This window comes from Mesorhizobium sp. P2_F8 (assembly GCF_056403655.1).
Genome location: NZ_JBFUFB010000006.1, coordinates 276,254 through 302,311, shown reverse-complemented (window position 1 = coordinate 302,311; position 26,058 = coordinate 276,254). Strand labels below are relative to the sequence as shown.

Genomic DNA, 26,058 nt, shown 5'->3' with positions numbered 1-26,058 from the left:
CGAAAATGCGTGACATCCGCCACCCTTTCATAAACTCTGTCGCAGTTGTGTTTGAATCCCAACGCGAAAACGCATAGATCATCGCCAGGGAAAACATTCGAGAGAGATTTGCTATGGGTTCATTTTCGATTTGGCACTGGATGATCGTGCTCGTGATCGTGCTGCTGGTGTTCGGCCGCGGCAAGATTCCTGAGCTGATGGGTGACATGGCCAAGGGCATCAAGAGCTTCAAGAAGGGCATGGCGGACGACGACGTTGCCGAAGACAAGCGCACCGTCGAACACCGCGCCGACGAGACCGTTTCGGCCGCGAAGGAAAAAGCCAGCAAGAGCTGAGCCAAAGGTTCTAGTCGGAACAGAGTGCCATGTTTGAAGTCGGCTGGACCGAAATGCTGGTCATCGCGATCGTCATGATCGTGGTCGTCGGGCCCAAGGATTTGCCCAATATGCTGCGCACCTTCGGCCGCACGACGGCCAAGCTGCGTGCCATGGCGGCCGACTTCCAGAAGCAGTTCAACGAGGCGCTGAAGGAAGCCGAGCTCGACGACGTCAAGAAGTCGGTCGACGAGCTCAGGGGCCTCAGCCCAATGTCTGAGATCAGGAAGCAGCTCAATCCGTTCGAGCAGGCGGCGGCCGATGTGCGCTCAGGCGTCGACGCGGTGATGAAACCCAAGCCGGCAGACGATCCGACAGCGCCAGCCGCTTCGACGCCGCAGGCGGCCGAGCCGTTGAAGAACGGCGCGACGACCATGCCTGGCGTCAGCGGGCCGGAAGCCGCACCAGCAGCGCCGATCTTCCCGGCAATGACCGATGAATCGGTGGTGACGGCGTCAGTGCCGGCCGAACCGGTTGTCGCGGCGAAAGCGTCGGCGGTGAAGAAAGTGGCCAAGGCTGCGCCGGCAAAAGCGCCGGCTAAAGCGCCTGCCAACGTGTCGGCAAATGGCACTATGGCTTCCGCGCCGGCAAAGGCGGCGACCGCCAGGGCCGCACCTGCGTCCAAGGCGGCGGTAAAGCCTGAAAAGGCTGCAAAGCCCACTGCGGCCAAGACGGTCGCGACCAAGCCGATCGTTACCAAGCCAATCGTTACCAAGACTGGGACGAAAGCTGAACCGAAGCCTGCCGCGGCGAAGAAGCCGGCGGCCAAGAAGACGGCTGGAGCCGCCAAGTGAGCGTTTCGGACAAGGAAAGAGACGAGATCGAGAAATCGTCGGCGCCGCTGATGGAGCATCTGATCGAGCTGCGCCGGCGGCTGATCTGGTCGCTGGGCGGCTTCTTCGTCGCCTTCCTGGTCTGCTTCTTCTTCGCCAAGAGGCTTTTCAACCTTCTGGTCGTCCCGTTCAAATGGGCGACGAAGTGGGCCGGGCTCGATCCGCACAAGGTCGAGCTGATCTACACCGCCCCGCAGGAATTCTTCTTCACCCAGGTCAAGCTCGCCATGTTCGGCGGCATGGTCATCGCCTTTCCGCTGATCGCCACGCAGATCTACAAGTTCATCGCGCCCGGCCTCTACAAGAACGAACGCAACGCCTTCCTGCCGTTCCTGATCGCATCGCCGGTCCTGTTCCTGATGGGCGCATCGCTGGTTTATTTCTTTTTCACGCCGATGGTGATGTGGTTCTTCCTCGCCATGCAGCAGGCCGGCACCGACGATCAGGTGCAGATCTCGCTGCTGCCGAAAGTGTCGGAATATCTCAGCCTGATCATGACGTTGATCTTCTCCTTCGGCCTGGTGTTCCAGCTGCCGGTGGTGACCAGCCTGATGACGCGCGTCGGCATGCTGTCGTCCAAGGCGCTAGCCGAGAAGCGCAAATGGGCGATCGTCATTGCCTTCGTCGTCGCGGCGGTGCTGACGCCGCCCGACCCGATGAGCCAGATCGGCTTGGCCATTCCGACGATCCTGCTCTACGAGGTCTCCATCTGGGCTGCGCGGCTGATAGAACGCGATCAGGAAAAGCAGCGTGTGGCCCGCGAGAAGCAGGACGCGGCCGAAGAGGTAGCCGAGAAGCCGGCGGACGCGTCTTCCACATAGGCTATGGGGCTGCCCCCGCCGGGGGGCGGCGGGCTTGGCATCGATTGCCTTGTGACGGCAATTATGCTATAGATTTGGGCATGGTGCTGATTTGCGCCAACGACCCGCCGTAAGGCGGGTCTTTTATTTCCGGCTCTCGCGCCATCCCCGGTAAAGCGCGCTAAAGCGAGCTCGAAGCCCTGGCTTGATCACGCCTGATCTTGCATCGATCAACGATGCGGTTTACGCCCTCTGGCTGAAACGCATCGCCATCGTGGCGATGCGTTTCAGTTTTGTTTGAAGCATGTCAACCGCTGCGCACTTTTGGGCGACATGCTACCCAGGAGCGTTCAAACCATGCTTGACATCAAATGGATTCGCGACAACCCGAAGGCCCTTGTCGAGGCGCTGGTGAAGCGCTCGTGGTCGGCCGGTGAGGCGCAGTCCACAGTCGACGGGCTGATCGCCTCGGACGAGGCGCGGCGGGAACACGTCACCGAGTTGCAGACCAAGCAGGAGCGCCGCAACGCCGCCTCGAAGGAGATCGGCAACGCCATGCGTTCGGGCGACGCGGCGCTTGCCGAAAGGCTGAAAGCCGAAGTCGGCGAGATCAAGACCTTCATCCAGAATGGCGAGGCGCGAGAACGCGAGCTCGACAAGACGCTGAACGATGCTCTGGCGGTGCTGCCCAACGTGCCGTTCGACGATGTGCCGGTCGGCAAGGACGAGCACGACAATGTCGTCAAGCATATCGTCGGCAATCTGCCGACGCGTCCGAATTGGGTGAAGGAGCATTTCGAGATCGGCGAAGCGCTCGGCATGATGGATTTCGAGCGCGCGGCGAAGCTTTCAGGTTCGCGCTTCACAGTGCTGAAGAGCGGGCTGGCGCGAATGGAACGGGCGCTCGGCCAGTTTATGCTCGACCTGCACACCAACGAACATGGGTATGAGGAAGTCATCCCGCCATTGATGGTCAAGGACGACGTTCTTTTCGGCACCAACCAGTTGCCGAAATTCGAGGAGGATCTGTTCTTCACGGCGCATGGTGAGGGCAGGCTTGGCCTGATCCCCACCGCCGAAGTGCCTCTCACCAATCTCGTGCGCGAAGAAATCACAGCGCATGAAAAACTGCCGCTGCGCTATACCGCACTGACGCCTTGCTTCCGGTCTGAAGCTGGCTCGGCCGGGCGCGACACGCGCGGCATGCTGCGCCAGCACCAATTCTACAAGGTCGAGCTGGTTTCGATCACCGACCAGGAATCGTCGCTCGCCGAACACGAGCGGATGACGCAATGCGCCGAGGAAGTGCTGAAGCGGCTCGGGCTGCCGTTCCGCACCATGACGCTGTGCACCGGCGACATGGGCTTTGGCGCGCGCAAGACCTATGACATCGAAGTCTGGCTGCCCGGCCAGAACGCCTATCGCGAGATCTCGTCCTGCTCGGTCTGCGGCGATTTCCAGGCGCGCCGCATGGACGCCCGCTACAAGGACAAGAACGGCAAGGGCAACCGCTTCGTCCATACGCTCAACGGTTCGGGCACCGCGGTCGGGCGCGCGCTCATAGCCGTCATCGAAAACTACCAGAATGAGGATGGCAGCGTAACCATTCCTGAAGCGCTGCGGCCTTACATGGGCGGCCGGGAAAAGATCGAATCGAAATAATGCGCATCCTGCTGACCAATGACGACGGCATTCACGCCGAGGGCCTGGCGTCGCTCGAACGGGTTGCGCGCACGCTGTCCGACGATATCTGGGTGGTGGCGCCGGAACAGGACCAATCCGGCTATGCGCACTCGCTCTCGATCTCGGAGCCGCTGCGGCTGCGCAAGATCGGCGAGAAGCATTTTGCCGTGCGCGGCACGCCGACCGATTGCGTCATCATGGGCGTCAAGAAGATCCTGCCCGGCGCCCCCGACCTGATTCTGTCCGGCATCAATTCCGGCGCCAACATCGCCGACGACGTCACCTATTCGGGAACCGTCGCCGGCGCCATGGAGGGCGCGCTGCTCGGCATCCGCTCGATCGCGCTCAGCCAGGGCTACAGCTATGTCGGCGAGGATCGGGTCGTTCCCTACGAGACGACCGAAGCGCTGGCGCCGGCACTGCTGCAGAAACTGGTGGCGACGCCGCTGCCGGACGGCGTGCTGCTCAACGTCAATTTTCCGAACTGCCTTCCTGAAGAAGTCGCCGGTACGGTGGTGACCTCGCAAGGCAAGCTCGTGCACAGCCTGTGGGTCGACGAGCGCCGCGACGGGCGCGGGCTGCCTTACTACTGGCTCCGGTTCGGCCGCGAGCCGGTCGAAGGCAAGCGAGGCACCGACCTCCATGCCTTGCGCAACAGGCTGGTGTCGGTGACGCCATTGCAGCTCGACCTCACCGCGCATGAAATCCGTGACCAACTGAGCAAGGCACTTGCATGAACCAGGGCCTCACAACCGACGACCGCGAAGGTTTTGCTGCCTTTCTGCTGCGTTTGCGCGGCAGGGGGACGGTGCCGAAGGCGCTGATCGCGGCCTTCGAGGCGACACCGCGGCGCGGTTTCCTTGGCGCCCAGTTCCATCCGATCGCCTGGTCGGACCGCATGCTGCCGATCGAATGCGGCGAGGCGATCGAAGGTGCCGACCTGCAGGCGGCGGTGATCTCAGCCCTCGCCATCGAGCAGGGCAACCGCGTGCTCGAGATCGGCACCGGCTCCGGCTACACGGCAGCGGTGATGTCGCGGCTGGCGGCGCGGGTCGTCACCACCGACCGCTACAAGACGCTTGTCGAGCAGGCCAGGCAGCGCTTCGAGGCGCTCGGCATCGGCAATGTCATCGTGCGCCAGGCGGACGGTTCCGGCGGCCTGCCGAACGAAGGGCCGTTCGATCGCATCGTCGCCTGGGCTGCCTTCGACAGCCTGCCGCGCTTCCTGCTCGACCAATTGTCGAGCGGCGGCATCGTCATCGCCCCGATCGGACCGGAAGAGGGCGAACAGGTGCTGGCCAAGCTGACCAAGGTCGGCAGCCGGTTCGAACGCGAAGACATCGGTCTCGTGCGCCTGCAGCCGATCCTGCGCAGTGTCGCCGCCGTCATCTAGAGTAATCTTTTATGCGGTGCCGGCCTGCGAATTGTGAGGCCGCAAACCGCTGCATCCGGTTACGGCGAGTCGACTTAGCCAGCCCGGCCTGAGCATAGCTTCGGCACTCTGCAAGCGATCTCAAATATTTTAAGAAAATTCGCATCGGATTCTATGGGGTTAACCGACGAGTAACATTAACGCGCTTTAATCATGCCTAGTTTGTACCGGGTATGTGCGGGTTAGTGCGATGCAACTCAGTGTTTTGAAGACAAGCGGACGCAACCTGATGCGTGGTTGTGCCGTACTCATGGTCGCAGGCGCTGCGGCAGGATGCAGCTCCCAGGCCTCGCGCTTCAACAGCGTCGATGACGTCTTTACCTCGTCGACCAACAACCAGCGCGCCATCATCAACAAGCAGGACGCCGTGCAGGCCTATCCGGGCGATGTCGAGGCCGCTCCGGTCGACGGCAGCCATACGCAGTCGGTCAGCCGCTCCAGTCTCGAACCGGTCTCGACGCGGCCGCTGCCTCCGCCCGTTGCGCAGGCACAGCCGGCTCCGGCACTCGCGCCTGCCGCAAAGCCGGTACGCACCGCATTGGCCCCGGCGCTGCATGTCGACCGGACCACGACCGGCACCGTCGCTCCGGCGGCATCGCCGTTCAAGGTCGCGCAGCCCGACGCGCCACGCGAGGCTGCGGCCGGCTCGCCGCATGCAACCGAGATCGTCGTCAGGGATGGCGAAACAATCTCCGGCCTGGCGCAGCACTACAAGGTGCCGGCCGACGTGATCATGAAGGTCAACGGGTTGAGCCCGACCAAGGGGCTGAAGACCGGCCAGAAGCTGGTCATCCCGGCCTATGCCTATTCCAGCAAATCGGACGCGAAAGTCGCCGACGCCAAGCCGGCGAAAAATGGCAAGCACGACCTGCCGGCCACCGCGCCGGACAAGGTCGCCGTCCTGCCGCAGCAGCCCAAGCTTAAGGAGGGCAAGTCCGCCGCTCAGGTCGATACTTCGACCGCCGCAAGCCAGCCCAAGGAGTCCAAGCCGCAGATGGCCGCGGCCAAGGCGACCGGCGCTGCCGGCACCTACACGGTCCAGTCGGGCGACACGCTTTCTTCGATTGCCAGGAAGACCGGTGTCGGCACCGTTGCGCTGAAGCAGGCCAACGGCATGAAGGACGGCTTGCTCAAGATCGGCCAGACCTTGAAGGTGCCGGCCGGCGGAACCGCGACCGTCGCCAGCGCCAAGCCGGCGAAGATCGATCCGGTGACAACGGCGACCACGCAGCCCGCGGCAAAGACGACGCCGTCGGAAACGCTGGCGTCCTACACGCCGCCGAAGAAAGATTCGAAGGTCATCCAGCAGGCCGAAGACGACGACGCGGTTGCACCGGATGCAACCGGCATCGGCAAGATGCGCTGGCCGGTGCGCGGCCGCGTGATCTCCGGTTTCGGTTCCGGCAAGGACGGTGTCGACATCGCCGTGCCGACGGGAACGCCGGTCAAGGCGGCCGAGAACGGCGTCGTCATCTATGCCGGCGATGGCCTCAAGGAATTCGGCAACACGGTGCTGGTGCGCCACGAGAACGGCCTGGTCACCGTCTACGGCCATGCCAGTTCGATAGAGGTGCAGCGCGGCCAGAAGGTCAAGCGCGGCCAGGAAATCGCGCTGTCGGGCATGAGCGGCACGACGGACTCGCCGAAGCTGCACTTCGAAGTGCGCAAGAACTCCGCCCCGGTCGACCCCTCGGGCTATCTCGAATAGTCGGGCTGTCTCGAATAGAACAAGAAAGCGATTTTGCGGGCCGTCTGACCTCCAGTCCGGCCCGCCGGCTCAGCCCGCCCCGCAAGGAGCGGGCTTTTTCAGTGGCTTTTCTCCGACCCTAATCCTTGAGCGGCTTGCCGAGCCGCCCAGCAAGGTCCTGGGTGAACTGCCAGGCGACGCGGCCCGAGCGGCTGCCGCGCGTCGTTGCCCATTCCAGCGCTTCGGCGCGCAACGTCTCGGGATCGACGGAAAGATCGTGATGGCGGACATAGCCGTCGATCATGTCGAGATACTCGTCCTGCGAACATTTGTGGAAGCCGAGCCATAGGCCGAACCGGTCTGAGAGCGAGACCTTCTCCTCGACCGCTTCGGACGGGTTGATGGCGGTCGAGCGCTCGTTGTCGATCATGTCGCGCGGCAAGAGATGACGGCGGTTCGAGGTGGCGTAGAAGATGACGTTGGCCGGGCGGCCCTCGACGCCGCCTTCGAGCGCTGCCTTCAGCGACTTGTAGGAGGTGTCGTCGTGGTCGAAGGAGAGGTCGTCGCAAAACAGGATGAAGCGGAAGGGGGCTGACTTCAGCAGTCCCATCAGCTTCGGCAGCGTGTCGATGTCCTCGCGGTGGATTTCGATCAGCTTCAGCGGCAGGTCGGACTTGGCCCTGGCGTTGATCTCCGCATGCACGGCCTTGACCAGCGACGATTTGCCCATGCCGCGCGCGCCCCACAACAACACGTTGTTGGCTGCGTAGCCGGCAGCGAAGCGTTCGGTGTTGTCGACAAGGATATCGCGGACGCGGTCGACGCCACGGATCAGGCCGATGTCGACGCGGTTGACCTTCCGCACCGGCTCCAGATAGCCGGGATCGGCCTGCCAGACGAAGCAGTCGGCCTCGCCGAGGTCCGTTTCAGGCACCGGCGGCGGGGCGAGGCGGCTAACCGCCTCGATCAGGCTGTCGAGCTTCTTGTTGAGGGCGTCAATGCTGCTGTCGGTCATGTCGGTCTTTTGTTTTTCGCGTTTTGAAGTGGGGAGCGTGCCGATTCCGTCGGGTTCGAAACCGGTTGCAACCTTTTGTTCGAGCGTGATCTTTTCCGAAAACCGGCTCGTGCTGTTCGCGATCATGCTCTAACACGGCTCAACAGGCCGGAAAAGCAGCCGATTTGGCGGGCCACGCAGTTGCATTGGCAACTTTACCGACTATATTCCGGCCAAATTTCAAGGGGCCGCCAAACTCCACATGGACGGGTGGCGGCTGTTTTCAAAATTCAGGAGTACCTCGATGTTCGTGACACCGGCATACGCCCAAGGCGTTGGGGCTTCTCCCGACATGTTCATCAGCATTTTGCCGTTTGTCCTGATTTTCGTGATCATGTATTTTCTGATCATCCGGCCGCAGCGCACGCAGCTGAAGAAGCGCGGCGAAATGCTGGCCGCGGTTCGTCGCGGCGACACGGTCGTCACCGGCGGCGGCTTCGTCGGCAAGGTGACCAAGGTGATCGACGAAAACGAACTCGAGATCGACCTCGGCGGTGGCACCAAGGTGACCGCGCTGCGTTCGACGATCGCCGATGTGCGCGTCAAGGGCGAGCCCGTGGCGAACCAGAACGCCAAGAAATAACCGAATTTCAGGCGGAGCGATCCGCGGATACGCTCTGACGGACGACGCCATATGCTTTATTTTTCGCGCTTCAAGATGATCCTGATCTGGGTGGCCGTGGCCATCACAGTGATCCTCGCCGCGCCCAATCTGTTCTCCGCCAGCACGCTGGCCCAACTCCCCAGCTGGGTGCCGAAGCGCCAGATGACGCTCGGCCTCGATCTGCAGGGCGGCTCGCACATCCTGCTGGAGATGAATCAGAACGACCTGATCAAGGACCGGCTGGAGACGACGCGCGACGAAATTCGAACGCTGCTGCGTGACGCCAAGATCGGCTATACCGGGCTTGCCGGCACGGGTCGGACCTTGCAGGTCCGCATCACCGATCCCGCCCAGCTCGATGCCGCAAAGAAAGCGTTGAAGTCGCTGACTGATCCCGTCGCTGCCGGCCTGTTCACTGGCGGCTCCATCCAGGAAATGACGCTCGACGATTCCGAGCCCGGCCTGCTCAAGTTCAACGTCACCGATGCCGGCATTAAATACCGCACGTCGACCGCCTTGACGCAGTCGATCGAAGTGGTCGAGCGCCGCGTCAACGAACTCGGCACGACCGAGCCGATTGTGCAGCGGCAGGGCGACGATCGTATCCTTGTCCAGGTGCCGGGCCTTCAGGACCCGCAAAGGCTGAAGGAAATCCTCGGCCAGACCGCCAAGCTGACGTTCCAGATGGTCGACCAGTCGATGCCGGTGCAGGACGCGCTCAATGGCCGCCCGCCTGCCGGCTCTTCGGTGCTGTATTCGCAGGACGATCCGCCGGTTCCCTACCTGATCGAAAACCGCGTCATCGTTTCGGGCGAAAATCTCGTCGATGCCCAGGCGACGTACAATTCGCAGAACAACGAGCCGGTGGTTTCGTTCCGCTTCGATTCGAAGGGTGCGGCGCGCTTCGGCCAGGCCACGGCGCAGAATGTCGGCAAGCTCTTTGCCATCATCCTCGACAATCAGGTGATTTCCGCGCCGCAGATCCGCGAGCCGATCCTCGGCGGCACCGGCCAGATTTCGGGCAATTTCACTGCCCAGAGCGCCAACGATCTTGCCGTGCTGCTGCGCGCCGGCGCGTTGCCGGCGACGCTGACGGTGATCGAAGAGCGGACCGTTGGTCCAGGGCTCGGCCAGGACTCCATCCATGCCGGCAAGGTCGCCGGCATCATCGGCTCGATCCTCGTCGTGGCCTTCATGTTCGTGGCCTACGGCTTCCTCGGCTTCCTCGCCAACATAGCGCTGGCGGTGCACGTGGCGATGATCGTCGGGCTGTTGTCGCTGCTCGGCGCAACGCTGACCTTGCCGGGTATCGCCGGTATCGTGCTGACCATCGGCATGGCGGTCGATTCCAACGTGCTGATCTACGAACGTATCCGCGAGGAGCGGCGAAACGGCCGCTCCGTGATCCAGGCGATCGACACCGGTTTCTCGAAGGCTCTGGCGACCATCGTCGATTCCAACGTCACCTCGCTGATCGCCACGGTGGTGCTGTTCTATCTCGGCACCGGGCCGGTGAAGGGCTTTGCCATCACCTACGCCATCGGCATCCTGACCACTGTCTTCACCGCCTTCACCTTCACCCGTCTGCTGGTCTCGATCTGGCTGCGCCGGGCGCGCCCGAAGGAGTTGCCGAAGGCGCCGGTGACCTTCATTCCGCCCGGCACCAAGATCCCCTTCATGGGCATCCGCCGCTGGACGTTTGCGCTGTCGAGCATCCTGTCGGTGCTGTCCGTGGTGCTGTTCATGACCGTCGACATCAACTACGGCATCGACTTCAAGGGCGGTTCGATGATCGAGGTGCAGGCCAAGACTGGCAACGCCGATCTTGCCGATATCAGAGGCAGATTGACGGAACTCAACATCGGCGAAGTGCAGGTGCAGCAGTTCGGAGCGCCGAACGACGTGCTGATACGTGTCGGGACGCAGGATGGCGGCGAGAATGCCGAGCAGACGGTCATCGACAAGGTGCGCGGCGAACTGCAAGACCAGTATGATTTCCGCCGTGTCGAAGTGGTCGGCCCGACGGTTTCCGGCGAGTTGGCCAAGCAAGGCACCATCGCCATGCTGGTCGCTCTGGTTGGTATCCTGGTCTATGTCTGGTTCCGTTTCGAGTGGCAGTTCGCGGTCGGCGCCATCGTCGCGACGGTGCACGATGTGGTCATGACGCTCGGCTTCTTCGTCATCACCGGGCTTGAATTCAACCAGTCGTCGCTGGCGGCGATCCTGACCATCATCGGCTATTCGCTGAACGATACGATCGTGGTCTATGACCGCGTTCGAGAGGATCTGCGAAAATACAAGCGAATGCCGCTGCCGCAACTCCTGAACAACGCCATCAACGAGACGCTGTCGAGAACGACGCTGACCTCAGTGACGACGATCCTGGCGCTGCTGGCGCTGGTGCTGTTCGGCGGCGAGGTCATCCGGTCGTTCACCATGGCCATGCTGTTCGGCGTCGTGTTCGGCACCTATTCGTCGATCTTCATCGCGGCACCGCTGCTGATCCTGTTCAAGCTGCGGCCACAGGCTGAAAGCGACGAGCAGAAGCCGGTCGGCGGCAGCAAGGCGGTCGCGACCTGACGCGCGGTCCCGAAGGGGTGACAGAACGGTGACCGGCAAAGGCATCGTCATCCGCGAGGCGCATTTCCCCGGCCGAGCGCCGATCGAGGCCTATGGCAATGGCGGGTTCCGCTTCGCCGATATGTCGCATCGCGGCTCGCTGCTCTGCCTGCCATCCGGCATCCATGGCTGGGAGCCGGCGGATCCCCTGGCGCTGACGGCGGCGGATTTCGACAGGCTGCTGGCCGAAGCCGACAAGGTCGAGATCCTGCTGGTCGGCATGGGCAGGGAACTCAGGCCATTGCCGGCAGCATTGCGGGCCGCGCTTAAGGCGGCAGGCATTGCGTCCGATCCGATGTCGACCGGTGCCGCGGTGCGGACCTACAATGTCCTGCTGGCGGAAGACCGCGCCGTGGCCGCCGCGCTCATCGCCGTCGATTGACATGTCTCAGAATGCCAAAATCGTCATGGATACGGTGCGAGCCGCCGACCACGATCGCTATCTCACCGCACTCTACGCGCCGGCCGACAAGCGCGATGCGCTGCTTTCGCTCTACGCCTTCAATGCCGAGATCGCCGGCATTCGCAATCGCATCCACGAAGCACTGCCTGGCGAGGTGCGGCTGCAATGGTGGCGCGATGTCATTGCCGCTGAAGATGACGGCGCAAGCATCGGCCACCCCGTTGCCGATGCGCTGAAGGCGACGATTTCCGCTTTCCGCCTGCCGAAACTCGCCTTCGACAACATGCTCGAAGCGCGCATTTTCGACCTCTACGACGATCCGATGCCGTCGCGCACCGATCTGGAAGGTTATTGCGGCGAGACGGCAGCCGCACTCATCCAGCTTGCGGCGATGGTGCTCGATCCCGTCGCGGCGCCACGGTTTGCCGAACTGGCGGGTAGGGCAGGCTGTGCGCAGGCGATGACCGGCCTGCTGCTTCTGCTGCCGCTGCACCGCAAACGCGGGCAATGTTTTGTTCCGGCCGATATCCTGGCCGCGGCGGGATCGTCACCGGAAGAGTTTGTTGCCGGCGATGGCGGTCCTGGCGCCAAACGTGCGGTGGCAGCGATGATGGCGCTGGCGCGCGACCATCTTTCCGCTTTCGAGCAAGGCGCGTCTGCTCTGCCGGTCTCGTTGCATCAGGCATTCCTGCCGTTGGCCCTGTCGCGTGCCTATCTCAGGAAAATGGAGAGTGGTTCGCCGCTCGATGGGGTGGCGCGGCTGTCGGCCTTGCGCCGGCATTGGCTGCTGCTGCGGCGCGCGGGCAAGGGCTGGCCGGCACTTTGACGTAAACGTCAATCATGTTAAGGAGTCTCCCGGCCAAAACTGTTGCCAAAGACGACAGACCGGCCGGAGGAGATGCTGCATCCATGAGCTTGCCTTTGCTGGTCGCGATCGTCGCCCTTGGCATTGCGCTGTCGGTCGCCGCCGTACATTTCAGCGGCGGCAGCAAGACGGCCACGCTTGCCGGCACGGATCAGGCGATGAGCCGTTTCGCCGAAGATTTTCCCGACGAGGTGCCCGCAACAGTTCGCTTGACGGCTGATGCCGGGACGGCGTTCCTGGATCTCGGGCGAGGGCGCACCGGCATCGTTCACAGCGTTGGCGACTGTTTTTTGACCCGCATCGTCACATCTCGGGATGTCACGGGCTTGACCGCCGGCGACGCAAACACGGTCTCGTTTCGGCTTGCCGACTTCACCTGGAAGGGCGGCCGCTTCCACTTTGCCAGCGCAACAGATGCGCAAGGCTTGCTGAAGGCGCTTGAGCCGCAACATTCCAATTCCGCTGGGGAGGCGGTGTGATGGACAGCTACAACTTTCCGCAGGTCACCCAACTGGCCATCCCGTTCTTCGTTGCCGCGATCCTGATCGAGCTCTGGCTGGTGCGCAGCGGCCGCGCCAAGGGCTCGTTCGAGACGCGCGACACGTTGACCAGCCTGATGATGGGCACCGGCAATGTCGTCGCCGGGCTGCTGCTCGGCGTGGTGTCCTACTGGGCGCTGCTGTGGCTGTGGCCGTTCCGCATCTTCAATCTCGGCCTGTCGGTCTGGGTGTTCCTGGCTGCCTTCCTGCTCGATGACCTGCGCTACTATGTCTACCACCGCATCGCGCACAGGGTGCGCTGGGTGTGGGCAGAGCACGTCAACCACCACTCAAGCCAGCACTACAATCTGTCGACGGCGCTGAGACAAAGCTGGACCAGCCTGTTCACCTTCATGTTCGTGCTGCAGGCGCCACTGGTGCTGCTTGGCTTCCATCCGGCGGTGATTGCCTTCACCTTCGGATTCAACCTGGTCTGGCAGTTCTGGATCCACACCGAGACGATCGGCAAGATGTGGGGCTGGTTCGAATTGGTCTTCAACACGCCGTCGCACCACCGCGTCCACCACGCCACCAATCCGCGTTATCTCGACGCCAATTATGCCGGCACGCTGATCATCTGGGATCGCCTGTTCGGCACCTTCGTCGAAGAGCTGGAAGAGGACCGGCCGCGCTACGGCATTGTCAAGAATCTCGGCACCTTCAATCCGCTGAAAGTGGCGTTCCACGAATGGATCGGCATGTTCAGCGATGCCTTTGCACCGGGTCTGACCTTGAGCGATCGGCTGAACTACCTGATCAAGCCGCCGGGCTGGAGCCATGACGGCTCGCGTGAAACCTCGGAGAGCCTGAAAGCCGCCTATGTCAGACGGAATCCGGGCGAAGCCGGCAAGCCGGGCTTACCGGAGGCGAGTGCTGAGCCGGCCGAATAGTGAAGTAAACTACGACCTGCTGGCAATTTGACAGCATGATGGCTTGATACTATTTTTGGTGTCCTAGTACTTTTGGGGGTGGTGATCATGCTTCGTCTTGTATCCACTTGCTTTTTTCTGTTGGCCACAACATTGACCTACGCCGCGCCAGCCATCGACTGGCGGGTCAAGCATCCTTTCCGGTATTTCACCGAAACCACCGATTTTGATATGCAGCGGGAAGCCATGGCCGAGGTCATGGCAACCCATGGCGGCGCCTTAACGGCTACGGCTGTTTCCGATCTCGAACGGCTGCTCAACGATCCGCGTTGGCTGCGAGAGTGGTACAAACAGGACGCCACGCTCTATCCGAATCCCAAGGGCGCGGGCCGGCCCGAACGCGGCTGGGCGAACCCTGTTAATCGTCGCCGCTCCACCTGCTGGGACGCCCGAGAACAGTGGCATTCGTCCTGCGCCAGCGATAGTTTCGGAACCGCACTTCGGAGCGACTACGTGCGCCCGCAAGGGCACACCGTTGTCTTCAGCTTGACGGATGCGCCGGCCGGCATCTGCCGATGGCAAGCCGCGCGGCCGATTTTCATTGCCGGACGTGGCCGGCTTTCGGCGACGGCGGAACAGCCCTGCGCCGCGCTCTTTGAAGCGCGCATTCCCTTCGAACCAGATATCCCGGAAGCAGCGCGCGGTGTCGATGTGTCTGTCACCTTGCCGAACGGCACGGTGCTTTCGCAACCTGCCATCTGGGTTCGCGACCGGCTCATCGCCGGTATCGGTGACAGTTTTTCGTCGGGCGAAGGCAATCCCGATACGCCGGTCGAGATCGATCCGCTGTCAAGACGAAGACTTCTCAACATCTCCTTCGTCTATGACCCCGACACTCAAGCGATCAAATCGGTGCCAGCCTATTCGTTGCCGGTGCGCTATCAGAATGCGCCGGCCGGCTGGCTCGACCGCAAATGCCACCGTTCGGCCTATAGCTATCATCTGCGTACCGCCTTGCAGGTCGCTCTTGCAGATCCCAAGCACAGCGCGGTGACGTTTCTCGGCTTTGCCTGCTCGGGAGCCGAAGTAACGGAAGGGCTGCTTTTTCCCTATGCCGGGGTTGAGGCAGTCAACAGTTCCTATTTTTCGTCGGGCGGCAAACTGCGTCGCAACTTGCCGCAGATCGATCGGCTGATGATCGAACTGTGCCGCGATGATCTTCTGCGCACGCATGCAACCCGTACAGTGACTTTCGACACGCCGCTCACCGACGAGCAAGGCCGCGCATTGCGCAGCGCCAAACTCCTCGACTGCAAACCGGGGCGGTTCCTGCGCACGATCGACATGCTGATCGTGTCCATCGGTGGAAACGATGTCGGCTTCACACCGCTCATTGTGGAAGCACTGACCAAGACAAGGCCTCCATACGCAAACGTCAACAGCAGCTTGCGCGCCGACGCCCTCGGCGCGTCAGTCATTCGAACTGTCGCGCGGATCGCCAAGGCGCATGATGTCGCCACGGCGCGTAACCGCGCAAAGGAGTTGCCGGCGCGCTTTGCCGCCTTGCGAAAGGCGCTGGCGCCGCTGCCCATCGCCAGCAACGGTGGAATGCCCAACATTGTGCTGACCGCGTTTCCCAAGATCGAATTCAACCAGGACGGAAGGCTCTGTGGCGAAGCCACACCGCGTGAAAGGCTTGAAGGCTTCAACGTCGGCGGGGTGCTGTCGATTGACGTGCCTACGTTGCGTCCCATCAGCGATTTCGCCAACAATGTGCTTTACCCGGCGACGCGCGACGCCGCCCACGCGGGAAACTGGCATTTCGTCGATGCCCAGCGTGCCGCGTTCGCCAAGCATGGGATCTGCGCGCAAAAGAGCTCGTCGAGCGGCGTCACGGCCGCCGAGAGCCTGATGTTGCCCTACTACCATGCGGACGGGCCGCGACCGGACAAATGGTCGGAATTCGAGCCTTTTTCCGCTTATCGCGACGCCGATTTCAAGGCGTCTCGCGACACGCGTGCCTACGCGCCGCGCGAGCGCTGGTTCCGCACCATCAACGATATCTGCCTTTTCGTGCAGTCCAAGGCGAGCGGCACGCCACCGCCGCCGCAAGATTGGGCGTTGCTCGATTTGGTCGAGGTTTGCCTAGGCGGTCCGTTTCATCCGACCGCGGAAGGCCATGCCCACATCGCCGACGCGGTGTTCGCGGCAGCAACCACGATGCTCAACTTGCCACGGCCAACTGTCGCGGATGTGCGACCGCACTGAAGGGAGGAGCAGGGCTACTCGGCTGCTTCCGCTTGGGATGCCAGCCCCAGCCACTGCCGGCAATCGGCGCGCGCACGTGCGGTTATCCCCTGCCGCTTGGCGACAGTCTTGTCCTTGCCGCGCAGGCGCTTGCCTTCTGACTTCGGTGCTTCCATCGGCGGGAACAGGCCGAAATTGACGTTCATCGGCTGGAAGGAGCGTTTTCCCGGTTCGTCTTCGGAGACGATGTGGCCGCCGGTGATGTGGTTGAGCAAGGCACCGAAGGCCGTGGTGAGCGGCGGCAGGGACGGTGCCTGGCCGAGCCTTTCGGCGGCGGCGAAGCGTCCGGCGAGCAGGCCGATCGCGGCACTTTCGACATAGCCCTCGCAGCCGGTGATCTGGCCGGCGAAGCGCAGGCCGGGGCGCGACTTCAGCTGCAGCGAAGCGTCGAGCAAGGTCGGCGAGTTGATGTAGGTGTTGCGATGCAGGCCGCCGAGGCGGGCGAAATCGGCGTTTTCCAGGCCCGGTATGGTGCGGAACACGCGCACCTGCTCGGCATGCTTCAGCTTGGTCTGAAAACCGACCATGTTGTAGAGCGTGCCCAGGGCATTGTCCTGCCGCAGCTGGACGACGGCATAGGCCTTGACCGTTGGATTGTGCGCGTTGGTCAGCCCCATCGGCTTCATCGGCCCATAACGCAGCGTCTCGACGCCGCGTTCGGCCATGATCTCGATCGGCAGGCAGCCGTCGAAATAGGGCGTGCCTTCCCATTGCTTAAATTCGGTCTTCTGGCCGTCGACCAGCGCTTGGACGAAGGCAAGGTATTGCTCCTTGTCCATCGGGCAATTGATGTAGTCCTTGCCGGTGCCGCCCGGCCCGACCTTGTCGTAGCGCGACTGGAACCAGCAAATGTCCATGTCGATCGTGTCGAAGTGGACGATCGGCGCGATGGCGTCGAAGAAAGCCAGCGCATCGGCGCCGGTCGCCTCCGCGATCGATTGGGCAAGCGAAGGCGCGGTCAACGGACCGGTGGCGATGATCGCCTGGTCCCAGTCCGCCGGCGGCAAGCCCGGCACTTCCTCGCGCTGGATGGTGATCAGCGGATGGCCTTCGAGCTTTTTCGTCACGGCGTCGGAGAAACCGTCGCGGTCGACGGCAAGCGCACCGCCGGCCGGCACCTGGTTGGCGTCGCCGGCGCTCATGATCAGCGAGCCGGCCAGCCGCATTTCGGCATGCAGCAGGCCGACGGCGTTGTTTTCGGCGTCGTCGGAGCGGAAGGAATTGGAGCAGACCAGCTCGGCCAGGCCATCGGTCTTGTGCGCATCGGTGCCGCGAACGGGCCGCATTTCGTGCAGGATGACGGGCACGCCAGCCTCGGCTGCCTGCCAGGCGGCTTCAGAACCGGCGAGGCCGCCGCCGATGATGTGGATGGGATTTTTGCTCATGAGCGCCGGAATAATCGCTTGGAGCGGTGATTGCAATTGCCGCGCGTGGCGCAGGGCAAGTGGCTGCGGTGCAACCAACCCCTGAAAACAACAACACCCGCCGGGGGAGGAGGTCCGGCGGGTGTCGTTTTTGGGGTCGACCCTCGGGAGGAGGTGAAGGCCGACCGTATTCGTCATCGCCGGGGAGGAGGTCGGCTTTGACGAAATCTCTTTCGCCATTTTGAAAGGGGCGAAACCCTTTTGGGGCATTCGTTTTGCCCGGGGGAACAACGCCCGCCGCGGGAGGAGGTGCGGCGGGMGCCGTTTTGTTGGTCAGCCCTCGGGAGGAGGTGAAGGTTGACCGGATCCGTCAGGGTCGGGGAGGAGGTCGACCCTGGCGAAATTCTGGCTAGATCGCCCGGCGGGCTACAATCTTGATTTCGTCGCGGACGATACCGAGATCATGCAGCTGACGGTTCGAAAGGCGACCCAGCTCGGTAACCGTCTCGCGATAAACGCGCCAGTTACGATAGTTGCGGATCAGGTTCATTGTCGTTCTCTTTTCAAAACTGTTCGGACCATTTGCGGTCCGAAGAAATTAGACCGCCTTGCGAGCGACGTAAGGAATGTCGCTGCGGCTGATGCCGAGGTCGGTCAGTTCACGGTTGCTCAGGCGGCTCAGCTCGGACACGGTGTCCCTGTAGCGGCGCCAGTTGCGGTAGTTGCGGATCAGGTTCATGGTATTTCTCGTTTCGTCTTTCTTTCGGATCATTCCGTCTTTGTGTACGAAGCATAGATAGGCGGGGCTATATCGATTTAAAAGCGCTATGGCTGCATGGCAGCAATGCAAATTGTGCAATGCAGCATTAACGCGCGTTCACGGACCTGACACAAAGAAACCCGAATCGGAAAATGCCGTTGCGTCAACGGTTTGACCGGATCGGCTGAAAAAAAGACCAAGCTGGGGGAGAAGCGGCATGGCGGGCTATTCGTCACGATTGAGGTCGGATATCGCGCGCTGGCGGCAGGCCGGCCTGATCGACGCCGCGACCGCCGATTCCCTGACGCGCGATGTCGAGGCAAACGAGCGCAAATCGCTCAGCTTCGGCTCGATCCTGGCGATGATGGCCGCCTTGCTGTTCGGCGCCGCCATCCTGATTTTCGTCGCCGCCAACTGGGATGCGATCCCAAGGCTGGCGCGGGTCGCGGCACTCTTTGCCATCATCCTTGGCGGCTATGTCGGCGGCGCGCTGTTGAAGACGCGCGACCATGCGGCGATCGGCGAGGCGCTGTGGATCGTGGCCGCGGCGGCCTTCGGCGGTTCTATCGCGCTGATCGGCCAGATGTATCATCTCTCGGGCGACGAGGCGTCGGCCTTGGTCACCTGGGGCGCGGGCACGGCACTGGCGGCGGTCGCGCTGCGTTCGAACCCGCTGACCGTCGCTGCGGTCGGCATCGCCGATGCCTGGCTGTTCCTGAAAGGCTTCGACTATTACAGCCGCAGCGATTTTCCGCATCTCTTCGTGGTCATGGCGATCGTGCTGTTTGCCGTCTCGTTCTGGACCCGCAGCCAGCCGGCGCGGCACCTGATCATCCTGTCGCTGCTGTTCTACCTCGTCCTGTTTGGTATGGACCACGCCACGCTGCAGGTGGCGATCCCCCTGGTCATCGTCTCGGCGCTGCTGTTCGCGGCATCAGTCTTTGCGCCGGAGCCGGTCGACAGCATCGTCCAGCTCGGCGGCCGTTTGCCCTTGCACGCTTTGCTCGGCTTTCTCACCGGCCTGGCGATGGTCCAGTTCGAACTGGCTGATGAAAGCACCTACAACAGCGGATTCGCCATCGCTTCGGTGATTGCGTTGGCCGGCATCGTCGCTGCAATCGTGCTGGCGGGGCGAGAAAGCCGCGGATTGCGCTGGCTTGCCTATGCCGGCTTCGCCTTTGAAATCGCCATCATCTATGTTGTGATGCTGCAATCGATGCTCGATACGGCCGGCTTCTTCCTGGCCGCCGCAGTGCTGCTCGGCATCCTCGCGCTCGTCATCATCCGCATCGAAAAACGCATGAAGGGCCCAGCCGCCAAGGGAGCCACGGCATGATGACCGGAAAGAGGCTGATCATCTCGGCGCTGGTGCTGGCGCTCGTCCAGATCGGATTTTTGAGCTGGATCATCGCCGGCCGGGCGGCGATCCTGCGCAACGGCAAGGAAGTGCTTCTGAAGATCGAACCCGTCGATCCGCGCGATCTTCTGCGCGGCGACTACATTATCCTTGGCTATCCGATATCGCGCATACCGGTGAAAATGATCGCCAACATCCCGGCCGACAAATTTTCGAGTGACGACACGCCGATCGTCGTCCGCCTGAAGAAGGGTGCCGACGGCTATTGGCAGCCCACCACTGCCTGGTTCGGCAAGGCGCCGACGCCGGCCGCTGCCGACGAGGCCGACATATCAGGCCACGTCGCCGAGGGCTGGGATCTTCGCAGCGAAGGCATGACCATCGCCCCGGATTACGGCATCGAGCGCTTCTATCTGCCGGAAGGCGAGGGGACGGCGATCCAGAACGACATGCGGGTGCGCCCGTTCGGCATCCGCCTCGCGCTGGCCGGCGACGGCACCGCGCAGATCAAGGCGCTGGTGGACGGCGACAAGATACTGTTCGAGGAACCCCTCTACTAAACCAATGATGTCGATCGGGACGGTCGACGGACGCCCTCGGCGGTCTCCTACTTGGACGGTAAGAAGCATGCCAATCACCCTGTCGACGCGTGAAGACATCAACCTCGACACGGTTTTTCGTGTCGCCTGGAAGAAAGAGACGGTGGAGATCGGCGAGAAGGCGTTGCAGCGCATCGCCGAATGCCGAGCCTCGTTCCTCAGGCTTATCGAATCCGATCCGCCGCCGGTCATCTATGGCGTAACCACCGCCATGGGGGAGTTGGCGAGCCGCAAGCTCGAACTTGACGAGCGGGATCGCCATGCGCGCATCAAGGCGTTCGCCGCCGCCACCTCGTTCGGCGATCCTTTGCCCGATCGGGTGGTCAGGGCGATCGCGCTTGCCCGCCTGACCAACTTCATCGAGGGCAACGCAGCCACCACGCCACGCATCGCGCTCGCCGTCGCCGCGATGCTCGACGGTGGCCCGATGCCAACGGTACCGGCCTCCGGCCAGGGCGGCGCCGGCGAGATCCTGGCGCTCTACCCGCTGTTTGCCGAGCTTTCGGCGCGCTTCGACCTCGAGGTCAAGGAGCGGGGCTCGCTGATCAACGGCTCGCCCTGCGCCGCCGCGCTGGTGGCCGATGCGGCGCTCGCCGCTCGCCGCCGCATCCGCATGGCGCACAAGGTGTTCGCACTGTCGATCGAAGCGTTTCGCGCCCCGCTCGAGCACTACGACGCGGCGCTCGATACGCTCTGGGGTGACGACCATGAAGCGGCGGCCCTCCAGGGGTTGCGGGAATTTCTGGTCGGCGCCGGAGACGGCCGGCGCAATTATCAGGCGCCGGTCAGTTATCGCATCGTGCCGCGCGTTCTCGGCCATGCGCATCGCGCTCTGTCGTCCGCCGAGCGGGCGGCTACCGTCTCGCTGGCCGCGATATCCGACAATCCGGTCTACATCCCGCCGGACGACGCACATCCGCTCGGCCGCTGCATCTCGACCGGCGGCTATCACAACGCCATGGCAACGCCGGCGCTGGACGACCTGGCGGCGATATGGGCCGATATCTGCTTGCTCTGCGACCGTCATGCCTCCAAGCTTCTGAACGGCAAGGTGTCGCTGCTGCCTGATCTTCTGATGACCGGGCGGCATTGGGCCGACAGCGATGGCCACGGCAGTGTCGGCTATGTGCCGATGGCGATCACCGGCTATCTCGAGCAGGCCAAGCTTGCCGCTCAACGCACCTTCATTCCGGGAACGGAATCAGCCGGTGCCGGACAGGACGACGTCGCCACCACGGCGTTCTTCGCATGGACCAAGGAGGCGACAGCGGGCCGCTGTGTCGATGCGGCAATGGCGATGCTGGCGATGATGGCCTCGCAGGCGCTGCACGTCACCGAACGCGCGCCGCCGCCGGCGCTGCGGCCGTTCGTCGATGACATCAGGGGCATCGTGCCGCCTGTCGGCGACGATCGCGTGCTGGGGCCTGAACTGGCGAACCTGGCCGCATGGTTCACAGGTAGAGCGTTCGAGGCGTAGGCACCGATGCCGGCAAGGAGTCGTGGCCGGTGAATTGGTGCGGATGAAGGGCTCACAAAATCGGCTAACCATTTGATTTTTATAAAGGTTTGGTGCGGACCTTCGGTGTTTTGTGCCCCAAATTGTGCCACTGTATGTGCCACAATTTTTCGCAACTTTCAGCCTGCGGCACGCGCCCCATGTTATTGATATAGTTTGGTTTTTTGGGTTTCCCTAAGTCGATACCGATCGGGTTCGAGTCCGATGTAATTAGATTTTGCCAATCGGGTTCGAGTCCTCCTGCTAGCGGGTTCGATGCGGAAGAACCACAGCGTCCGCCAGACTGAACAACAGACGACAACTTCCGGAATTAGGTAGCAGATGCACCTAGGGCCACACTCCAGCATTGACGTGACTTTTTCCTTGTCCGTAATGTCTTATGCGATGTGACTACGGTGCGATCTGTTAGACTTTTCGCATGACTGGTGAGTCGTCAAAGTTCATTGGTATTGCAAGAAACGCTCCGTGCCCGTGCAATAGCGGCAAACGCTTCAAAAATTGCCACGGAGCGTTCAAGCCCGCGCGGCCTGTGATCTTGGATGCCGAGGTGGCCGAAGCCATTCGGAAGCGCGAGGCCGAAGAAATGATGAGAGCACGGCATCAAGGCTATGGAAAGCCGCTCATCACCTTCGTGTTGAAGGACACCCGCTTCGTCGCTATCGGCTTGCGGGTCATGTATTCCAACCGCTGGCGTTTCTTTGCCGACTTCCTGCTCGATTACTTAAAGGACGTGCTGGGTCGCGAATGGGGCGCGAGCGCGATGAAGGCGATACCTGACCTGCCGCTGTTTCGATGGCTTCGTCGTTTTCAGCAGGCGAGGAACGAGGTTGGCCCGGGCAAGCCGCTCCCCTACCGAGGCTATCTTGCGGCCCTGAACCGCCTGGGCTACGCGCTTTATCTCATCGAGCATAACGACAAGCCGTCGAAGAGTTTGATCGCTCGGCTCAAGCATCCGAACACTTTCGACGCCGCTGCCTACGAGGCTCTCGTGGCGTCGGCTTGCGCCTTGGCGAGTGCGTCTATCGACGGTGTTGAGGATGAGAAGGGGAACAAGCCCAAGCCAGAGTTCTTCGCCACGTTCAAGTTCGGGAGGCGATATGCTGTCGAGGCGAAGCGAAAGCAGAAGTGGACTGCGCCGTTCGATCTAGAAAGCGAGGAGTTCATTACCGAACTGCGGAAATGGATGCGCGGTAAGCTGCATGCAGCCTCGAGCAAGGAATTGGTGAACCCGGTCTACTGGTTCGAACTCGGCATAGGCGCAACGCTAGATCAGAAATCAGCGCGCCGGCTTGGGGACTTGATCGGCGAGTCGATTGCCCATGCCGAAGATATCACAGTCAACAAACAGCCGGCCAAGCCGGCCTACGTGGTAGTCACGAACAACAGCGACTTCGCCGATGACGACTCGACTGGCGGTGCGATGTTCGCGCTGTTCCAAGGCTTCCGCATGGAAGATTTCCGAGAGGACATCGTCGAGTTGGAAGAAGCTATGGACCGTCACGACAAGCACCGCGACATTCGCCGGGTGCTGGAGCGTCTTGAAGAGGTGCAACAGGTGCCGACCAACTTCGATGGCGTGCCTGACGAACTACTTGACGAGCATGGGCAACCCTTCACCACTTTCAAGATCGGCGACTCTTTGGACTACACGAGAAAGGACGGCACCAAGGCGGTGGGACGTATCACCGAGGTGACAGCCAATGGAAACGAGGCTCTCGCTGCGGTATATGACGATGAAACCAACGAGTCGTTCATAGTCAAAGTGCCGCTCTCCGAACGCGAGGCCAAGGCAGCAGCTAAGCTCGGTGATGTGATCTTCGGCAAGCCCGTTGGGCCTCACCAGGTCATCACAGATCCGATGCGCTTTTATGACCGCATGTTGGAGACCCACGCGAAATACCAGCGACCGTATCTGCTACGGCAGCTTGAGAAGCATCCGGACTTCCAAGCTTACCAAGAGTTGCCGGATGACGAGCTTCGGGTTCGGGTTGCACGGGAGATGACAAGGCGGATCGTTACGGTGGCTGACCGGAATTCTGAAACGGCGAAGGCTGGAAAGGCAGCGTAGTCTGCATCCCATGTCCCTTGCGACAGGGCCGCTCCGCAAGGTCGCGACGATGGAGCCGGTACCGATAGCCAAGCCGATGCGCACAACTCGGACGGTCAGTTCTGGCCCGGGTTCTTTCCCTTGATCCTGTCGAGCGGATGGGCATGGCTCATGTTTCGCCGTTTCAATTCGGTCTTCAAGATGCCCGCGGATGAAGGGACTCGACCCCCCACGCCTTTCGGCACTGGAACCTAAATCCACTACCGGGTGGGACGGTGGTGCGGGTAGAGGGACTCGAACCCCCACGATTGCTCGCCAGAACCTAAATCTGGTGCGTCTACCAGTTCCGCCATACCCGCATGGACCGGCAATCCCATGTAGCCATCATTCTGTCAATGTCGGGAACAAGTGTTGGGGTCAGGAACAAGGTCGGGTCGGGGCCAAAATGTTGGTTGTTCGCCGAAATGCGAAGATGGTTGAAAAATAGCCCCGCCTGTGACAAAAGGCGTGTCGAATGTGACGGGACGCGACGATCCGCTTCTGCAAAATGTGATAAGAAGTAGGAAAAACAAGAACTTATTCACATTTTGGAACGCAGTTTGGAAGAGTTTGAGCCGTATTTTCGGTCAAATCGCCAGGTTCCGTACCAAAAGCCATTCCCGGCAAGATTATACCGGCAGGCTGTGAGCGGCAGAGGCCGTGGCAGTCTCATTGGTGAAAACAAAGGTTTTACGATGCAGGTCACCGAAACACTCAACTCCGGTCTCAAGCGCGAGATCAAGGTCACCGTGCCGGCCGGTGACATGGAAGCCAAGCTGATGGCGCGGCTTTCGGACGCCAGGAACAAGGTCCGCATCAACGGCTTCCGCCCCGGCAAGGTGCCGGTGCAGCACCTGCGCAAGGTCTACGGCAAGTCGTTCATGGCCGAAGTGGTCAACGAAATCCTCAATGATTCGACCCGCACGATCATTACCGGGCGTGGCGAAAAAGCTGCCATGCAGCCCGAAGTCATCATGACCGAGGACGAGAAGGAGGCCGAGAAGATCCTGGCCGGCGGCGCCGACTTCGAGTTCCGCCTCAACTACGAGATCATTCCGGCGATCGAGATCAAGGATTTCTCCGACATCAAGGTGACGCGCCAGGTGTTCGACGTGCCGGACACCGAGATAGACGAGCAGGTCCAGCGCGTTGCCGAATCGGCACGCAGCTACGAGCCGAAGACCGGCAAGGCCGCCAATGGCGACCGCGTCACCATCGACTATGTCGGCAAGATCGACGGCGAGGCCTTCAATGGCGGCGCCGGCACCGATCAGCCGCTGGTGCTGGGCTCGAAGGAGTTCATCCCGGGCTTCGAGGATCAGCTGGTCGGCGCCAAGGCCGGTGACGAAAAGCAGATCACCGTAACCTTCCCGGAGAACTACCAGGCGGCGCATCTTGCCGGCAAGGAAGCGACCTTCGACGTCACCGTCAAGGAAGTGTCCCAGCCCGGCGAACTGGAAATCAACGACGAGACCGCCAAGAACCTTGGCCTGGAATCGCTGGAGCGCCTGCGCGACGTCGTGCGTGGCCAGATCGAAAACCAGTTCGGCGCCATGACGCGCCAGAAGGTCAAGCGCCAGTTGCTCGACCAGCTCGACGCGTCCTATTCGTTCGAGGCGCCGTCGAAGCTCGTCGACGCCGAGTTCAACAACATCTGGGCCCAGGTCAATCGCGACCTGGAAGCGGCCGGCCGCACCTTCGCCGACGAAGAGACGACGGAAGAAGAGGCACGTGCCGAATATCTGCGTCTTGCTGAGCGCCGCGTGCGTCTTGGCCTGGTGCTGGCAGAAATCGGCGAGAAGGCCGGCGTCACGGTATCGGACGAGGAGCTGCAGCGCGGCCTGTTCGAGCAGGTCCGCCGCTATCCGGCCAACCAGCAGCAGGAAGTCTTCGAGTTCTACCGCAGCAACCCGGAAGCGTTGAACACGCTGCGGGCGCCGATGTTCGAGGAGAAGGTGGTCGACCATCTGCTCGGCCAGATCTCGGTCACCGATGTCAAGGTCAGCAAGGAAGAACTGATGGCCGACGACGAGGAGGCCGATACCGCCGTCAAGGCGAAGCCGGCGAAGAAGGCCGCCGCCAAGAAGGCTGACGACAAGAAGGCCGACGACGCGGAAGAGCCCAAGAAGAAGGCCGCGCCGAAGAAGAAGGCCGCCAAGGACGCCGAATAAGCCCGGCGCTCCGTAGAATCGACGAAGGCCGCCCTCTGAGGCGGCCTTTTTCGTTGCTAAACTGCAACAGCCGGAACGCTTCGCGGGTGGTGGCCAGTGGTGATACGAAGCTTTGATGATTATCTTCTATCGCAAG

23 protein-coding genes, 1 tRNA gene and 1 pseudogene are annotated in these 26,058 nt (G+C 62.0%); 20 read left to right on the top strand and 5 right to left on the bottom strand.

The window, feature by feature from the left end:
• Nucleotides 1–113: 113 nt before the first annotated feature.
• From AC1DZP_RS17010 to AC1DZP_RS16980, 7 genes are all read left to right on the top strand, one after another.
• The gene (locus tag AC1DZP_RS17010) at nucleotides 114–335 is read left to right on the top strand and encodes a twin-arginine translocase TatA/TatE family subunit (RefSeq protein ID WP_095087696.1); all 222 of its coding nucleotides are present in this window, start codon (nucleotides 114–116) and stop codon (nucleotides 333–335) included.
• Nucleotides 336–364: 29 nt separating this feature from the next.
• The gene (gene tatB / locus AC1DZP_RS17005; RefSeq protein WP_477303923.1) at nucleotides 365–1,168 is read left to right on the top strand and encodes a Sec-independent protein translocase protein TatB; all 804 of its coding nucleotides are present in this window, start codon (nucleotides 365–367) and stop codon (nucleotides 1,166–1,168) included.
• Entirely contained in the window at nucleotides 1,165–2,028 is an 864-nt protein-coding gene (gene tatC, locus AC1DZP_RS17000; protein ID WP_095087699.1) for a twin-arginine translocase subunit TatC, read from the top strand. The genes tatB and tatC overlap by 4 nt, the downstream gene beginning before the upstream one ends.
• 336 nt (nucleotides 2,029–2,364) lie before the next feature.
• Entirely contained in the window at nucleotides 2,365–3,669 is a 1,305-nt protein-coding gene (gene serS, locus AC1DZP_RS16995) for a serine--tRNA ligase (RefSeq protein ID WP_477303921.1), read from the top strand.
• On the top strand, nucleotides 3,669–4,427 hold the full coding sequence (gene surE, locus AC1DZP_RS16990; protein ID WP_477303919.1) for a 5'/3'-nucleotidase SurE: 759 nt from the start codon (nucleotides 3,669–3,671) through the stop codon (nucleotides 4,425–4,427). Before serS ends, surE begins: the two co-directional genes overlap by 1 nt.
• Complete coding sequence (locus tag AC1DZP_RS16985) at nucleotides 4,424–5,083, top strand: protein-L-isoaspartate(D-aspartate) O-methyltransferase (protein WP_477227415.1); 660 nt, start codon at nucleotides 4,424–4,426, stop codon at nucleotides 5,081–5,083. The genes surE and AC1DZP_RS16985 overlap by 4 nt, the downstream gene beginning before the upstream one ends.
• Before the next feature lie 229 nt (nucleotides 5,084–5,312).
• Entirely contained in the window at nucleotides 5,313–6,830 is a 1,518-nt protein-coding gene (locus AC1DZP_RS16980) for a peptidoglycan DD-metalloendopeptidase family protein (protein WP_477303917.1), read from the top strand.
• Nucleotides 6,831–6,948: 118 nt separating this feature from the next.
• Here AC1DZP_RS16980 and AC1DZP_RS16975 read toward each other — a convergent pair whose 3' ends face one another.
• Complete coding sequence (locus AC1DZP_RS16975; protein ID WP_477303915.1) at nucleotides 6,949–7,824, bottom strand: ATP-binding protein; 876 nt, start codon at nucleotides 7,822–7,824, stop codon at nucleotides 6,949–6,951.
• A gap of 283 nt (nucleotides 7,825–8,107) precedes the next feature.
• On the opposite strand from AC1DZP_RS16975, the gene yajC reads away from it, so the two are divergent.
• The 7 genes from yajC (at nucleotide 8,108) to AC1DZP_RS16940 (ending at nucleotide 16,030) form a co-directional block, all read left to right on the top strand.
• Nucleotides 8,108–8,446: a preprotein translocase subunit YajC gene (gene yajC / locus AC1DZP_RS16970; RefSeq protein WP_477227411.1), complete on the top strand. Its 339-nt coding sequence runs from the start codon at nucleotides 8,108–8,110 to the stop codon at nucleotides 8,444–8,446.
• A 51-nt stretch (nucleotides 8,447–8,497) separates the two neighbouring features.
• A complete protein-coding gene (gene secDF, locus AC1DZP_RS16965) occupies nucleotides 8,498–11,047 on the top strand; it encodes a protein translocase subunit SecDF (RefSeq protein WP_477303913.1) in 2,550 nt (849 codons plus the stop codon).
• 28 nt (nucleotides 11,048–11,075) lie between these two features.
• Entirely contained in the window at nucleotides 11,076–11,468 is a 393-nt protein-coding gene (locus AC1DZP_RS16960; protein WP_477227409.1) for an Mth938-like domain-containing protein, read from the top strand.
• Nucleotide 11,469: 1 nt separating this feature from the next.
• Nucleotides 11,470–12,315: a phytoene/squalene synthase family protein gene (locus AC1DZP_RS16955; protein ID WP_477303911.1), complete on the top strand. Its 846-nt coding sequence runs from the start codon at nucleotides 11,470–11,472 to the stop codon at nucleotides 12,313–12,315.
• 83 nt (nucleotides 12,316–12,398) lie between these two features.
• Entirely contained in the window at nucleotides 12,399–12,833 is a 435-nt protein-coding gene (locus AC1DZP_RS16950) for a hypothetical protein (RefSeq protein ID WP_477303909.1), read from the top strand.
• Nucleotides 12,833–13,783, top strand: coding sequence for a sterol desaturase family protein (locus AC1DZP_RS16945; RefSeq protein ID WP_477303907.1), 951 nt, complete (start codon nucleotides 12,833–12,835; stop codon nucleotides 13,781–13,783). Before AC1DZP_RS16950 ends, AC1DZP_RS16945 begins: the two co-directional genes overlap by 1 nt.
• Before the next feature lie 132 nt (nucleotides 13,784–13,915).
• The gene (locus tag AC1DZP_RS16940) at nucleotides 13,916–16,030 is read left to right on the top strand and encodes an SGNH/GDSL hydrolase family protein (protein ID WP_477303905.1); all 2,115 of its coding nucleotides are present in this window, start codon (nucleotides 13,916–13,918) and stop codon (nucleotides 16,028–16,030) included.
• Nucleotides 16,031–16,044: 14 nt separating this feature from the next.
• On the opposite strand, the gene trmFO is transcribed toward AC1DZP_RS16940, so the two are convergent.
• The 3 genes from trmFO to AC1DZP_RS16925 all read right to left on the bottom strand — a co-directional run bounded on the left by trmFO (nucleotide 16,045) and on the right by AC1DZP_RS16925 (nucleotide 18,172).
• Nucleotides 16,045–17,454, bottom strand: a complete 1,410-nt coding sequence (gene trmFO, locus AC1DZP_RS16935) for a methylenetetrahydrofolate--tRNA-(uracil(54)-C(5))-methyltransferase (FADH(2)-oxidizing) TrmFO (protein WP_477227404.1) — start codon at nucleotides 17,452–17,454, stop codon at nucleotides 16,045–16,047.
• A 388-nt stretch (nucleotides 17,455–17,842) separates the two neighbouring features.
• The gene (locus AC1DZP_RS16930; protein WP_013895120.1) at nucleotides 17,843–17,983 is read right to left on the bottom strand and encodes a DUF1127 domain-containing protein; all 141 of its coding nucleotides are present in this window, start codon (nucleotides 17,981–17,983) and stop codon (nucleotides 17,843–17,845) included.
• A gap of 48 nt (nucleotides 17,984–18,031) precedes the next feature.
• On the bottom strand, nucleotides 18,032–18,172 hold the full coding sequence (locus AC1DZP_RS16925; protein ID WP_013531315.1) for a DUF1127 domain-containing protein: 141 nt from the start codon (nucleotides 18,170–18,172) through the stop codon (nucleotides 18,032–18,034).
• A gap of 238 nt (nucleotides 18,173–18,410) precedes the next feature.
• Between AC1DZP_RS16925 and AC1DZP_RS16920 the strand changes: the two genes are divergently transcribed.
• From AC1DZP_RS16920 to AC1DZP_RS16900, 5 genes and pseudogenes are all read left to right on the top strand, one after another.
• Complete coding sequence (locus AC1DZP_RS16920) at nucleotides 18,411–19,529, top strand: DUF2157 domain-containing protein (protein WP_477303903.1); 1,119 nt, start codon at nucleotides 18,411–18,413, stop codon at nucleotides 19,527–19,529.
• Nucleotides 19,526–20,110: a GDYXXLXY domain-containing protein gene (locus AC1DZP_RS16915; RefSeq protein ID WP_477227402.1), complete on the top strand. Its 585-nt coding sequence runs from the start codon at nucleotides 19,526–19,528 to the stop codon at nucleotides 20,108–20,110. Before AC1DZP_RS16920 ends, AC1DZP_RS16915 begins: the two co-directional genes overlap by 4 nt.
• A gap of 67 nt (nucleotides 20,111–20,177) precedes the next feature.
• A complete protein-coding gene (locus AC1DZP_RS16910; RefSeq protein WP_477303901.1) occupies nucleotides 20,178–21,626 on the top strand; it encodes an aromatic amino acid lyase in 1,449 nt (482 codons plus the stop codon).
• A gap of 457 nt (nucleotides 21,627–22,083) precedes the next feature.
• Nucleotides 22,084–22,173: pseudogene (locus AC1DZP_RS16905) on the top strand (SEC-C metal-binding domain-containing protein); the annotation flags it as partial.
• Nucleotides 22,174–22,212: 39 nt separating this feature from the next.
• The gene (locus AC1DZP_RS16900; RefSeq protein WP_477304195.1) at nucleotides 22,213–23,733 is read left to right on the top strand and encodes a hypothetical protein; all 1,521 of its coding nucleotides are present in this window, start codon (nucleotides 22,213–22,215) and stop codon (nucleotides 23,731–23,733) included.
• 255 nt (nucleotides 23,734–23,988) lie between these two features.
• On the opposite strand, the gene AC1DZP_RS16895 is transcribed toward AC1DZP_RS16900, so the two are convergent.
• Nucleotides 23,989–24,071 (bottom strand) — tRNA-Leu (locus AC1DZP_RS16895).
• Nucleotides 24,072–24,446: 375 nt separating this feature from the next.
• On the opposite strand from AC1DZP_RS16895, the gene tig reads away from it, so the two are divergent.
• A complete protein-coding gene (gene tig, locus AC1DZP_RS16890; RefSeq protein WP_457154085.1) occupies nucleotides 24,447–25,922 on the top strand; it encodes a trigger factor in 1,476 nt (491 codons plus the stop codon).
• Nucleotides 25,923–26,058: the final 136 nt, after the last annotated feature.

Excerpts from the sequence above, each read along its gene's own strand:
- AC1DZP_RS17010 (WP_095087696.1), top strand. The coding sequence starts at position 114 with ATGGGTTCATTTTCGATTTGGCACTGGATGATCGTGCTCGTGATCGTG.
- tatB (WP_477303923.1), top strand. The coding sequence starts at position 365 with ATGTTTGAAGTCGGCTGGACCGAAATGCTGGTCATCGCGATCGTCATG.
- serS (WP_477303921.1), top strand. The coding sequence starts at position 2,365 with ATGCTTGACATCAAATGGATTCGCGACAACCCGAAGGCCCTTGTCGAG.
- surE (WP_477303919.1), top strand. The coding sequence starts at position 3,669 with ATGCGCATCCTGCTGACCAATGACGACGGCATTCACGCCGAGGGCCTG.
- AC1DZP_RS16985 (WP_477227415.1), top strand. The coding sequence starts at position 4,424 with ATGAACCAGGGCCTCACAACCGACGACCGCGAAGGTTTTGCTGCCTTT.
- AC1DZP_RS16980 (WP_477303917.1), top strand. The coding sequence starts at position 5,313 with ATGCAACTCAGTGTTTTGAAGACAAGCGGACGCAACCTGATGCGTGGT.
- AC1DZP_RS16975 (WP_477303915.1), bottom strand. The coding sequence starts at position 7,824 with ATGACCGACAGCAGCATTGACGCCCTCAACAAGAAGCTCGACAGCCTG.
- yajC (WP_477227411.1), top strand. The coding sequence starts at position 8,108 with ATGTTCGTGACACCGGCATACGCCCAAGGCGTTGGGGCTTCTCCCGAC.
- secDF (WP_477303913.1), top strand. The coding sequence starts at position 8,498 with ATGCTTTATTTTTCGCGCTTCAAGATGATCCTGATCTGGGTGGCCGTG.
- AC1DZP_RS16955 (WP_477303911.1), top strand. The coding sequence starts at position 11,470 with ATGTCTCAGAATGCCAAAATCGTCATGGATACGGTGCGAGCCGCCGAC.
- AC1DZP_RS16950 (WP_477303909.1), top strand. The coding sequence starts at position 12,399 with ATGAGCTTGCCTTTGCTGGTCGCGATCGTCGCCCTTGGCATTGCGCTG.
- AC1DZP_RS16945 (WP_477303907.1), top strand. The coding sequence starts at position 12,833 with ATGGACAGCTACAACTTTCCGCAGGTCACCCAACTGGCCATCCCGTTC.
- trmFO (WP_477227404.1), bottom strand. The coding sequence starts at position 17,454 with ATGAGCAAAAATCCCATCCACATCATCGGCGGCGGCCTCGCCGGTTCT.
- AC1DZP_RS16930 (WP_013895120.1), bottom strand. The coding sequence starts at position 17,983 with ATGAACCTGATCCGCAACTATCGTAACTGGCGCGTTTATCGCGAGACG.
- AC1DZP_RS16925 (WP_013531315.1), bottom strand. The coding sequence starts at position 18,172 with ATGAACCTGATCCGCAACTACCGCAACTGGCGCCGCTACAGGGACACC.
- AC1DZP_RS16920 (WP_477303903.1), top strand. The coding sequence starts at position 18,411 with ATGGCGGGCTATTCGTCACGATTGAGGTCGGATATCGCGCGCTGGCGG.
- AC1DZP_RS16915 (WP_477227402.1), top strand. The coding sequence starts at position 19,526 with ATGATGACCGGAAAGAGGCTGATCATCTCGGCGCTGGTGCTGGCGCTC.
- AC1DZP_RS16910 (WP_477303901.1), top strand. The coding sequence starts at position 20,178 with ATGCCAATCACCCTGTCGACGCGTGAAGACATCAACCTCGACACGGTT.
- tig (WP_457154085.1), top strand. The coding sequence starts at position 24,447 with ATGCAGGTCACCGAAACACTCAACTCCGGTCTCAAGCGCGAGATCAAG.